Here is an 11111-nt window from a genome sequence, read left to right as displayed (position 1 = left end):
CCTTGGAGTCGCAAGTCCGGGGAAGCTTGATCAGCATGACGACTCCGCAGCACTGGATGACAGATGCACCAATAGACTACGGAGTCTGGGGGAAATTACATCACTTGTGCCGACGCAAGTGTAACAAGTACTGAATGGGTCCCGAGGCCGCATAAGCGAGGAAGATCAGCAACAGGATTCGCGGCGGATCACTGAACACCACGGCGAACACCAGCACCACGGCGAGAATCGCCACGAACGGCACGCGCCCCTTGAGATCCAGCTCCTTGAAGCTGTTGTACTTGATGTTGCTGACCATCAGCATCCCGGCCGCCGCCACCAGCAGGGCCACCAGGAACGACATCTTCGAGCCCTGGATGCCATAGTCGCTGAACGCCCACACCGTACCGGCTACCACACCGGCCGCCGCCGGACTGGCCAGGCCGATGAAGTAGCGCTTGTCGGCGGTACCGACCTGGGTGTTGAAGCGCGCCAGGCGCAACGCGGCGCCCGCCACATAGATGAAGGCGACCATCCAGCCGACCTTGCCCATGTCGCCCAAGGCCCAGCCGAATGCCAGCAGTGCCGGTGCAACGCCGAAGGCAACCATGTCCGACAGCGAGTCGTACTCGGCACCAAAGGCGCTCTGGGTATTGGTCATTCGCGCAACGCGCCCGTCCAACCCGTCGAGTACCATCGCGACGAAGATTGCGATCGCGGAAAAGGCGAAATACTTGCTCGCCCCGGCCGGATCACCGGCACTGGCAGCGCTCTGTGCACTCATTGCGCTGATGATGGCGTAGAAACCGGCAAACAGGTTGGCCGTGGTGAACAGGTTCGGCAGCAGATAGATGCCGCGATGGCGGACCTTCTGGCCGTCGGCGTCATGCCCCTCCTCGACATGCTCGTCGATGGGTAGCCGGCTCTCCGCATCGGAGGCCTGGCCGGGCTCTTCGGGACGTTCAGTCATTGGAATTACCTTGTAACTAAAATGAAGGGTTTCAACAGCACTCGCAATCGCCAACGGAGTGCAAAACAATCTCGCTTTATACCAGAAGCGCTCCACGCCTGCGGAAAAACCCGGCTGCTCAGCCCAGCACCACATGAGGCAGGAAGCGACTGCTGTCCTTGGTGATCAGGCTATCGTCCTCGCGGATGCCTATTCCAGAGGGCACGTCCCCCACCATCCAGGAACCGATGACGGTGTAGCTGTCGCCAAATTTTGGCAACGGCGAAAACGCCTGCAGGATATAGGGTGCATCCGTATACGGACCATCCTCGGCCATCTGCTGGTCGTCAGCGGTACGGATCTCGATGTTGGCGCCCTCACGGGAGAAGAACGGCTTGCGCACCCATCCCCTGGGCACCGGGCGCTGCGGATCCTGTTCGACATGGGCCGGCAGCAGGTTGGGATGCCCCTCGTGAAACTTCCACAGCAACGGCAGGATTCCCTTATTACTGACGATCGCCTTCCAGGCCGGTTCGACGAACTGCGTGTCGCAGCCCGGCACCGCCTGCCCGAAGTCCTCGTGAAAGATATGCTCCCAGGCATGCAGCTTGAACAGGCGCTGAATCCACTGGCCCTGCAGGTCGACGAAACGACCCTGGTCGGTCAGGCCGATATCCTCGATATCGATATGACGCGCCTCGACCCCGGCGTGCGCCGCCATTTTGCGCAGAAAGTCCGTGGTACCGCGATCTTCCTCCGAGCCGGACATCGCCGAGAAGTAGAAGGGGCCGCCAGGTGACAGCGCCGCGAAGGCCCTGACCAGATCCTCGGCGAGGGTATTGAACTGATTGGCATGGGCCGGCAGCACGCCGCGGGCAATCTGCTCCTCCAGCCACAACAACTGCACGGAACCTGCTTCCAACAGGCTGGTGGGCGTGTCGTAGTTGGCTTCCAGGCATTTGGCCGGACCGCTGCCGTCGTAGGACAGATCGAAACGGCCGTACAGATGAGGATGACCCTGTTTCCAGGAGTCGCGGACCAGATCGAAGAATGCCGGCGGGATCGCCAGGCCGATCAGCAACTCCTCGCTGTCGACGACCCGCTCCACCACATCCAGGCACAACTCGTGCAGTTCCTTGGTCGGCGCCTCCAGGTCCCGGGTGACCTGCTCCTCGGTGAACTGGTAAAAGGCGCGCTCGTCCCAGTAGCGCTCGCCACCGATGGTGTGAAAGCCAAACCCCTCCTGCTCGACACGCTCACGCCAGTTCGGGCGCTCCTCGATACCGACCTTCTTCACCTGGCCACTCCCTCAACCGCCGAAACTGAAACCACCGCTGCTCTTGCCACCCCAGCCGCTGCGCGCAGTAGCCTGGCTGCCAAAACCGCCACGCGACACCGTCGAGGAGACCGAGCTGGAACCGCTGCCCAGGCTCTTGCCGAGGCTCGCCGGCACATAGCTTTTGCTGGAACTGGAGCGAGCCTGGGTCGAACGACTGAACGACTTGCCGTCCTCGATCTGCCGCGACAGCGTCGAGCTGGTGTAGGAACCACGGCTGTCGCGGTTATCGTAGATCGGCTGGGAATAGTAACGACCGGCACTGCCGTTGTTGCTCAGCATATTGCCGATCAGCAGTCCGGTGAGCAGGCCATTGCCGCCGCCCAACCCACCAGAGCCGCCGGCCGCCTGTTCGTATTCCTTGCGCGGTACCTCGCCGGACATCGCCAGCTCGAAACCACCCATCTTCGGAATGTACTTGCCATCGGCGGTCACCTGGCAATAACCGGGGACGAAGTCGCTGTCGCAGGAGGCCTGGTCGTCGTAAGTCGGAGCAAGCCGCCGGTGATCGGCCAATGCCTGCATGAAGGCGTTGGAACAGACCTCCACCGGCACCTTGGACTCGACACACTGTTCGACCGACTTGAAATTCTGCTTGGCGTCGACGCTGACGGTATCGGACGGGCCACAAGCAGACAGCGCCAACGGCAGGGTACCGGCCAGCACCAGTTTTACAGGGCTACGGGTTCTCATTGAATGATCCTTATCCTTGCCCGGGGCTCAAGGCGACGGCGTCATGCAGGCCGCATTCAACAACCCGACACTGATAGCCACCGCCGCCGAGTAGATGGCCGCCGCCAGTTCGCCGCGGGCAATACGCGCAGACAGCCCCTTGAGCACCAGGCTGGCAGCAAGAAACGCCAGCAGTTGCACCACGGCGGCGATCAGCACCCAGGCGACAAAATCAACAATGCCGACACTGTTGGCGATGATATTGCTGGCAGGCAGGGCAAAGCCCACCAGAGAACCGCCCAGGGCCACCGCTGCGGCAGTGTTACCTTCGCGGATCAGGACAAACTCCTTGTGGGGTGTCAGCCGGGTGTAGATGAACTGGAACAGCATGAAGATCAAGGCCGCTACCGCCATATAGACGATAAAGCTGTAGACAGCGGTAGCGTTGAGCGACAGGCGCAGCGCGTCGAGCATGATGATTTCCTTGTCAGAGAACTTCGATATCGGTGATTTGCAGGGTCACGCCGACGGCGGTGCTGAGGCTGACCGTGCCCTCCTCGTCCTCCTCGACGGAAAACAGCAGGAACTCGCGGCGATTGAGCAGGCCGATCTCGCGGGCATAGAGCATGCTCAGGTGCCTGACCGAGTAGCTTCCCTCCGGACTGCGGACGGACTCCAGCAGCGGCGTAAGCTCGGTCTGCCCCTCTTCGGCGCCCCATTGGCGTCCGTACTCTTCGCCCTCCAGTTCGTAGACCGGCATGCCGATCCGGGCGTTGGGACCGGTAAGGCTCAGTAACTGCTCCTTGCTGTTGATCGGGGTGACGTCATGGTATCCGAACAGGATGATGTCCTGGATGTCCTCAACTCGCGGCCCGTTCATCACCACTTGCAGGAAGTAGTCCTCGTTGTCGAGGTAGAAACGTTGCAGGCGGATCGACTGCCCAAGATCGATACTGCCGACTGCCCAGACCTTTTCATCCTCGGGCAGGACGACATGGGATTGCCCTTCCAGCAACAGCTTCAGCGAGCGGTTCAGGCACAGCATCCGCCCCGAGTCCAGCCCCAGTGGCGCCCCCTGCGCAATCGCAGTGGCGTTCGCGGCGGACTTGGGCGCCTCGAACCCCATGACGCGCTTGATCCAGCTCATCGAGCCCTCCTTCATATGGCGACAACGGGCCATCCAGCCCATCTTCATTCAGCCGGTCATTCAACCGGCAAAGGGCAAACCCCGCAAGGGGCTCGCCCTGTTGCACCACCTTATTGAGGCGAGCCGGCATTCTGCCGCGCTTTCAACCGGGCCAGCACATCGCTGCCGCTACCCGCGGAGGCACCGATGCCGGCTTCCTGCAGGCGCCGCTCAAGATCACCGCCATTGGCGTTGTCGGCCAGTTCCTGCGCCGCGTCCAGACGGGCATCGCGCTCGTCCTGGCGCTGCTTGATCCGCGCCAGGGAACCGACTGCGGTTTCCAGCTTGCCGTTCGCCCCGCCGGTGGCCGCCGCAGTGGCGACCCGGGCCTGCTGGACGGTTTCGCGAGCCTTGGCCATCTCGATCTGCTGCTTGAGACCGCGAATCTGGTTTTCCGACTTGGTCACCTGGGCGTGCAGGGTCTCGACCTGGACACCAAACTGGTCGGCAAGGATCTTTTCCTGGTCACGCAGGGCCTCGATCTCGGCGACCTTGTTGGCACACTCGCCGGCCAGGCCTTCCTCACCCTTGTCCAGCGCGGCCATGGCCTTGCCTTCCCAGTTGGTGATGTCGTTGTTCAGGCCCTCGAGGCGCTGCTGCGACAGCTTGTAACGGGCCTTGATGTCGACCAGGCCGTTCTTGGCCTTGGCCACGGCGCTTTCGGCATCCCGCTGCTCCTGCTCGAGAATGCGGATGGCGTTGGCGTCGACAATGCTCTCGCCGACTTCAGAGACGCCACCACGAATGGCCGTCATGACTTTTTTCCAGATACTCATCGAAAGCTCCTTGAGAATTCGTTTAGACGTTGATGTGGTCTTCGAAGGCTTCCACCGCGCGGATCACGTTCTCCGCCAGGGTGAAAATCTCCTGGACGATCACGGTGACCGTGGACGCCGCACTCAGTGCGCCAAACATGCAATAGACCTCGGTACCGTCGCCCACCCGCTCGATGCCCACGCTGGACAGCGGGAACAGGTCGCGACTGCGCAGGACCAGGCTGTTGAACACCTGCGGGTCCTTGACCTGGCTGACCTCCACCAGGGTCGCATCGACCAGTATCTGGTCGCCGGACACTGCCAGGTACAGCGGCAGGTCGCCAAATTCGCTCATGACCAGGGTGAGGCTCGGCTCTGCCTGCTCGGCGAGGGTCAGGACAATCTCGCCACTGCTCACGACCTCGAGCTCGGACAGCGCCTTGTACAACGAGTTGATCGTCCAGTTGATACTTTCCGTCATGAATGCCTCCAGTTTGATCCGTTCACCCAGGAAGGGTTGGCGTAATACCTTTTCAATGCCCCGCAGGGCTGTCGCATTCTCCGGGAGAATCCAGAACTCCCGCTTCACCAGCCCTGCCTCGCGCAACCGGGTGCGCATATCACGCACATAGTCGGCGGTGGTCTTGGCTGGCGCCCGCTTGCTCTCACCTGCAGCAGACTGTTCGCCCGGCGCTTTTCTACGTGGCATCGGACCTCCTGAAAACCTTACATGTAAGTAAATTACGTCCTTTTTCGGGAATGTTCAACGGCTGACACAAAAGGTTTATATGACAAAAAAAAACGCCCCGACAAGGCGGGGCGTTTTCTATAGCAGCATCGTCCTTGCCTGCTCCTTGGGGGAGCAGGCAAGTCAACATCGACTCAGTTCTTGGCTTTGTCGACGATCTTGTTGGCGCTGATCCACGGCATCATCGAGCGCAGTTGCTCACCGATGATCTCGATGCCGTGAGAAGCGTTGTTACGACGCTTGGCGGTCATCGATGGGTAGTTGGTCGCGCCTTCAGCGATGAACATCTTCGCGTATTCGCCGTCCTGGATGCGCTTCAGGGCGTTGCGCATGGCCTGGCGGGATTCGGCGTTGATGACTTCAGGGCCGGTCACGTACTCGCCGTATTCGGCGTTGTTGGAGATCGAGTAGTTCATGTTGGCGATACCGCCTTCGTACATGAGGTCAACGATCAGCTTCAGCTCGTGCAGGCACTCGAAGTAGGCCATTTCTGGCGCGTAGCCCGCTTCGACCAGGGTTTCGAAACCGGCTTTCACCAGCTCTACGGTACCGCCACACAGAACGGCCTGCTCACCGAACAGGTCGGTTTCGGTTTCGTCCTTGAAGGTGGTTTCGATGATGCCGGTACGGCCACCACCAACGCCAGCAGCGTAGGACAGGGCGACGTTCTTGGCGTTGCCCGAAGCGTCCTGGTAGATAGCGATCAGGTCAGGGATACCGCCGCCCTTGACGAACTCGGAACGTACGGTGTGGCCTGGAGCCTTCGGCGCGATCATGATCACGTCGAGGTCGCCACGTGGAACGACCTGGTTGTAGTGGATCGAGAAGCCGTGGGAGAAGGCCAGGGTAGCGCCCTTCTTGATGTTCGGCTCGATCTCGTTCTTGTACAGCTGGCCCTGGAACTCGTCGGGAGTCAGGATCATGACCAGGTCGGCAGCAGCAACGGCAGTGGCAACGTCAGCCACTTTCAGGCCATGGGCCTCGGCCTTGGCAACAGTGGCCGAGCCTTTACGCAGGCCGACGGTAACGTCGACGCCGGAATCTTTCAGGTTGCAGGCTTGCGCGTGCCCCTGGGAACCGTAACCGATGATGGCGACTTTCTTGCCCTGGATGATCGACAGGTCGCAGTCTTTATCGTAGAAAACTTTCATGAAATACCCCTATATATCCAGGCCGTGAGGCCATTCGCTAAATTAAGTTAGATGCTCAGTACTTTGTCGCCACGGGCAATCCCGGTGACGCCACTGCGTACGGTTTCCAGAATCGAGGCCGTCCCGATCGCCTGGATGAAGCTGTCCAGCTTGTCGCTCGTACCGGTCAGTTGCACGGTATAGACGCTGGCGCTGACATCGACGATCTGCCCGCGATAAATATCGGTGGTGCGCTTGATCTCGGCGCGCTGGGCGCCGGTGGCCTTGACCTTGACCAGCATCAGCTCGCGCTCGATGTGAGCACTTTCCGACAGGTCGACCAGCTTGACCACTTCAACCAGCTTGTTCAGGTTCTTGGTGATCTGCTCGATGATCTCATCGTGCCCAACGGTGGTCAGCGTCAGACGCGACAGGGTCGGGTCTTCGGTCGGGGCCACGGTCAGGCTTTCGATGTTGTAGTTACGCTGCGAGAACAGGCCTACCACACGAGACAGAGCGCCAGGTTCGTTTTCCAGAAGCAGGGAAATGATGTGCCGCATGTTAGGTACGCTCCGTCTTGCTCAGCCACATATCGCGCATGGAGCCGTCTTTGATCTGCATCGGGTAGACGTGCTCGCTGGTATCGACCTGGATATCGAGGAACACCAGGCGATCCTTCATCGCGAACGCTTCTTCCATCTTCGGCTTGAGATCCTTCAGGTCCGTGATACGGATACCAACGTGACCATAGGCCTCGACCAGCTTGACGAAGTCAGGCAGCGATTCCATGTACGAGTGCGAGTGGCGGCTGCCGTAGCTCATGTCCTGCCATTGGCGGACCATGCCGAGCACACCGTTGTTCAAGCTGACAATTTTCACCGGCAGGCCGTACTGCAGGCAGGTCGACAGCTCCTGGATGTTCATCTGGATACTGCCTTCGCCGGTGACGCAGGCGACATCCACATCCGGGAAGTTCAGCTTGACGCCCATGGCCGCCGGGAAACCGAAGCCCATGGTGCCCAGGCCACCGGAGTTGATCCAGCGGTTGGGCTTGTTGAACTTGTAGTACTGCGCCGCGAACATCTGGTGCTGCCCCACGTCGGAGGTGACAAAGGCATCGCCCTTGGTCACTTCGCACAGGGTTTCGATCACGGTCTGTGGCTTGATGATGCTGCCGTCGCCCTTGTCGTAGGGGAACAGGCCGCGATCGCCGCGCCATTCGTCGATCTGCTTCCACCAGCTGGCTACCGACTCCTTGTTCGGGGTCTCGCCGATTTCCTTGAGGGCTGCAACCATTTCGGTCAGCACGCTCTCCACCGGACCCACGATAGGCACGTCTGCCTTGATGGTCTTGGAGATCGATGCCGGGTCGATGTCGACGTGGATGATCTTGGCGTTCGGGCAGAACTTCGGCGCGCCGTTGATGACACGGTCATCGAAACGCGCACCGACAGCCAGGATCACGTCGGCATGGTGCATGGTCAGGTTGGCGGTGTAGCTGCCGTGCATGCCGAGCATGCCGACGAACTGACGGTCGGTGCCAGGGTAGCCACCCAGGCCCATCAGGGTGTTGGTAACTGGCAGGTTGAGCATCTTGGCCAGTTCGGTCAGCGGTGCGGAACCGCCGCCGAGGATCACGCCACCGCCGGAGTACAGCACTGGACGCTTGGCCGCCAGGAGCATTTCGGCAGCCTTGCGGATCTGGCCGGAGTGGCCACGTACCGCCGGGCTGTAGGAGCGCAGCTTGGCTTTTTTCGGAAAGACGTATTCGAACTTCTCGGCCGGGTTGGTCATGTCTTTCGGGACATCGACAACGACAGGACCAGGACGGCCGGATTGCGCCAGGTAGAACGCCTTCTTCAGGACCTCGGGGATCTCCGAAGCGTGCTTGACCATGAAGCTGTGCTTCACGATCGGCCGGGAGATACCGATCATGTCGGTTTCCTGGAACGCATCGGTACCGACCAGGGTGCTGGGCACCTGACCGGAGATGATCACCATCGGAATGGAGTCCATGTAGGCAGTGGCGATACCGGTAATGGCGTTGGTCGCGCCAGGGCCGGAAGTCACCAGTACCACGCCGGCCTTGCCGGTGGCACGGGCGTAGCCGTCAGCCATATGGGTAGCCGCTTGTTCGTGACGAACCAGGATGTGGGTCACTTCCGGCTCTTTGAACAGGGCATCGTAGACATGAAGAAGAGCACCACCCGGGTACCCGTAGATATATTTGACGCCTTCGTCACGCAAGAAGCGGACGAGCATCTCACCGCCAGATAAAAGCTCCACGTTGTTCACCTCTAAAACGCCAGAATACCGTCCACAAACACTGAAGACGGGTCTTAATAGGTTTACTTCTCGGCAGAGCATGAGCGACGGTGGTCGCCGACTACGTCAGCACTGACTGAGCAAGTATTGGGAGTGCCCCAAGTGTTGCGGGGGTTTCCCACCCAGCGCGAGGTAACGCGTTGCGGGTGTAACAGGTCGGCGCGGATGTGCGCCTCATGATCTGCCGAGTGGGTCTGCTTCTGGCAGTCCCTCTACAGCGGACTTTGGATTGTTGTGATTCGCCCCGCCCAAGTCAAGTCATCTGTGCGCTTTCTTCCAACTAAGCGCATGAGAATGCACAAGAAAACCCGGACACAAGGTATATGCTAGGTAGCCGATTGAACTGCCTGACAAGGAAACCCGATGCGTACGAGCATTCTCATGGCCAGCCTGCTGTTCGCCCTGAGCCCGCTGTGCCTGGCCGGCCCGATCTACAAATGGGTGGACGCCCAGGGCTTGACCCATTTCGACGCCACGCCGCCTCCCGGACAGGCGGCGACGGTGGTCACGCCGGCAATCGGCAACCCGCCGCCACCCAAGGCCGAAGCGCCGACCAGCGCGCCGGTGGGCGACCAGAATGCCGTGGACGCCAAGGTCAAGAAACAGGTGGCCGAGCAGGAAGCCCAGCGCAAGGTGTTCTGCGAACAAGCCCGAACCAATCTGGCACGCCTGCAGAACGACCCACGGATTCGCGAGGAGGTGGACGGGGAATTGCGGCGCCTGACCGACGAGGAACGGCAGACACGCGTGATCGAGACACGCAAGCTGATCGAGGATCATTGCTCCTGAGTCGTTTGGCCAAAAGGGTCCAGTGGCGGGTGGACTTGTCCCACTCGACTGCAAAGCAGTCGCAAGCCCCCAGGCACAAACGACCTGACACACCGCGATCACAGGCTTCAGGGCCGCTCTGCGGCCCAGTGGGGGCAAGCCCCCTCGCCACGGATCAGCGCGACTCGCTGATCAATCGATCGAACTGCGCCAGCAGCGCCTGCAACTCCACACCCTCCCCCGGACGCTGGCCGTAGACCATTTCGGCCATGGCCAGGATGCCCGAGGCACTGGGCAACGGCATATCCTCTTCGAGGATGACCTTCATCTTCGGCAGGAAGATCCACTGCAGCCACTGCTCGAAATCCAGCGTATCGACGCTGAATGGCTCGACGCTGGACAGGGCCTCCTCACTGGGCGGCACCTCGTCCCACCAACCCTGGGCACGCAGCTCACGCTCGATCAGCAGCAACTGATCGGCAATCAATGGAAAGCGACTGTCCATCAGAGGTTGACCCTGGCTTTCTGCCGGGCCTGGGCAGCACCCGCCGCGTCACCCTGTTTTTCCCGTGCCTGGGCGATCAGCTCCCAGAGGCTGGCCTGCAGGTCGGGACGACCATTGGCAAACCCCAGGCCACGCCGCGCCAGTTGCTCGGCCTGTGGCGCGTCGCCCTGGGCCATGCGCACCTGGGCCAGGCGATAGAGCACTTGCGGCTCACGCGGCGCCACGCGCTGGGCGCGCTCGAGGCTCGACGACGCACCGTTCAGGTCACCGCCGGACTGCTGCTGTTGGGCAGTGGTCAGCAGTGCCAGGACCGGTCCATCCAACTGTTCGTCCGCCGACAGCCCGCCGCCACTGCCAGACGGAATACCGGTGGGTTGCGACATGTTGTAGCCGCCCTGGTTGACCGACGACGTCTGGATCGGCGCACTGTCCACCGGTCCCGGCGTGATTGACCCGGTCGTCGACGGACCGGGCGTCCAGGGCTCGCTGCTGATCGGTGCCGAAGTCGCGGCACCGCCGCCCGGCACCATCACCACCACCCCGGAATCCTGCGGAACGGCCTGGGCCTGGTTCGGCGCGGCACGGCGGATGGTGGTCTGGCGGAAACCGCCGTTGGCCGAAATCCGGTCATTGTTGGAGACGGCCGTACTGGAGTCGACGACCGGGATCGAACCACGGGGCACGCTCGAGCAACCGCCAAGCAAAGCCAGAGCTGTAAAAGCTGGAAACCACCACTTGTTCACTGCAAACCCTCTTCG

Annotated in this window: 14 protein-coding genes (1 of these 14 cut by a window edge); 1 reads left to right on the top strand and 13 read right to left on the bottom strand. The window is 61.2% G+C overall.

What is annotated here, in order from left to right; translation table 11 throughout:
- The 11 genes from msrP to AC6I6U_RS07775 form a co-directional block, all read right to left on the bottom strand.
- Positions 1-37: the start of a protein-methionine-sulfoxide reductase catalytic subunit MsrP gene (gene msrP, locus AC6I6U_RS07825; RefSeq protein WP_497881408.1), read on the bottom strand. The gene continues 977 nt to the left of window position 1, outside the view; only the first 37 of its 1014 coding nucleotides appear in the window; its start codon is at positions 35-37; its stop codon lies beyond the left edge, outside the window.
- A gap of 63 nt (positions 38-100) precedes the next feature.
- On the bottom strand, positions 101-949 hold the full coding sequence (pssA, locus tag AC6I6U_RS07820) for a CDP-diacylglycerol--serine O-phosphatidyltransferase (protein WP_497881407.1): 849 nt from the start codon (positions 947-949) through the stop codon (positions 101-103).
- Positions 950-1067: 118 nt separating this feature from the next.
- The gene (locus AC6I6U_RS07815) at positions 1068-2225 is read right to left on the bottom strand and encodes a glutathionylspermidine synthase family protein (RefSeq protein ID WP_497881406.1); all 1158 of its coding nucleotides are present in this window, start codon (positions 2223-2225) and stop codon (positions 1068-1070) included.
- Between the two features lie 12 nt (positions 2226-2237).
- Positions 2238-2957: a DUF1190 domain-containing protein gene (locus tag AC6I6U_RS07810; protein WP_497881405.1), complete on the bottom strand. Its 720-nt coding sequence runs from the start codon at positions 2955-2957 to the stop codon at positions 2238-2240.
- A gap of 27 nt (positions 2958-2984) precedes the next feature.
- A complete protein-coding gene (locus tag AC6I6U_RS07805; RefSeq protein WP_497881404.1) occupies positions 2985-3410 on the bottom strand; it encodes a DUF350 domain-containing protein in 426 nt (141 codons plus the stop codon).
- A gap of 13 nt (positions 3411-3423) precedes the next feature.
- On the bottom strand, positions 3424-4083 hold the full coding sequence (locus AC6I6U_RS07800; RefSeq protein WP_497881403.1) for a DUF2491 family protein: 660 nt from the start codon (positions 4081-4083) through the stop codon (positions 3424-3426).
- Positions 4084-4193: 110 nt separating this feature from the next.
- Complete coding sequence (locus AC6I6U_RS07795) at positions 4194-4898, bottom strand: PspA/IM30 family protein (RefSeq protein ID WP_497881402.1); 705 nt, start codon at positions 4896-4898, stop codon at positions 4194-4196.
- Positions 4899-4920: 22 nt separating this feature from the next.
- Positions 4921-5586, bottom strand: coding sequence for a YjfI family protein (locus AC6I6U_RS07790; RefSeq protein ID WP_497881401.1), 666 nt, complete (start codon positions 5584-5586; stop codon positions 4921-4923).
- 173 nt (positions 5587-5759) lie between these two features.
- A complete protein-coding gene (gene ilvC, locus AC6I6U_RS07785; RefSeq protein WP_497881400.1) occupies positions 5760-6776 on the bottom strand; it encodes a ketol-acid reductoisomerase in 1017 nt (338 codons plus the stop codon).
- A gap of 47 nt (positions 6777-6823) precedes the next feature.
- Positions 6824-7315, bottom strand: a complete 492-nt coding sequence (ilvN, locus tag AC6I6U_RS07780; RefSeq protein WP_010444113.1) for an acetolactate synthase small subunit — start codon at positions 7313-7315, stop codon at positions 6824-6826.
- A 1-nt stretch (position 7316) separates the two neighbouring features.
- Positions 7317-9041, bottom strand: a complete 1725-nt coding sequence (locus AC6I6U_RS07775) for an acetolactate synthase 3 large subunit (protein ID WP_497881399.1) — start codon at positions 9039-9041, stop codon at positions 7317-7319.
- Positions 9042-9443: 402 nt separating this feature from the next.
- On the opposite strand from AC6I6U_RS07775, the gene AC6I6U_RS07770 reads away from it, so the two are divergent.
- The gene (locus AC6I6U_RS07770) at positions 9444-9869 is read left to right on the top strand and encodes a DUF4124 domain-containing protein (RefSeq protein WP_497881398.1); all 426 of its coding nucleotides are present in this window, start codon (positions 9444-9446) and stop codon (positions 9867-9869) included.
- A 154-nt stretch (positions 9870-10023) separates the two neighbouring features.
- On the opposite strand, the gene AC6I6U_RS07765 is transcribed toward AC6I6U_RS07770, so the two are convergent.
- Positions 10024-10353, bottom strand: a complete 330-nt coding sequence (locus tag AC6I6U_RS07765) for a YqcC family protein (protein ID WP_497881397.1) — start codon at positions 10351-10353, stop codon at positions 10024-10026.
- Positions 10353-11096, bottom strand: a complete 744-nt coding sequence (locus AC6I6U_RS07760; protein ID WP_497881396.1) for a tetratricopeptide repeat protein — start codon at positions 11094-11096, stop codon at positions 10353-10355. Before AC6I6U_RS07760 ends, AC6I6U_RS07765 begins: the two co-directional genes overlap by 1 nt.
- Positions 11097-11111 lie beyond the last annotated feature (15 nt).

Source organism: Pseudomonas sp. UTLPPB19802 (assembly GCF_059730225.1).
This window is presented reverse-complemented; position numbering and strand designations above follow the sequence as displayed.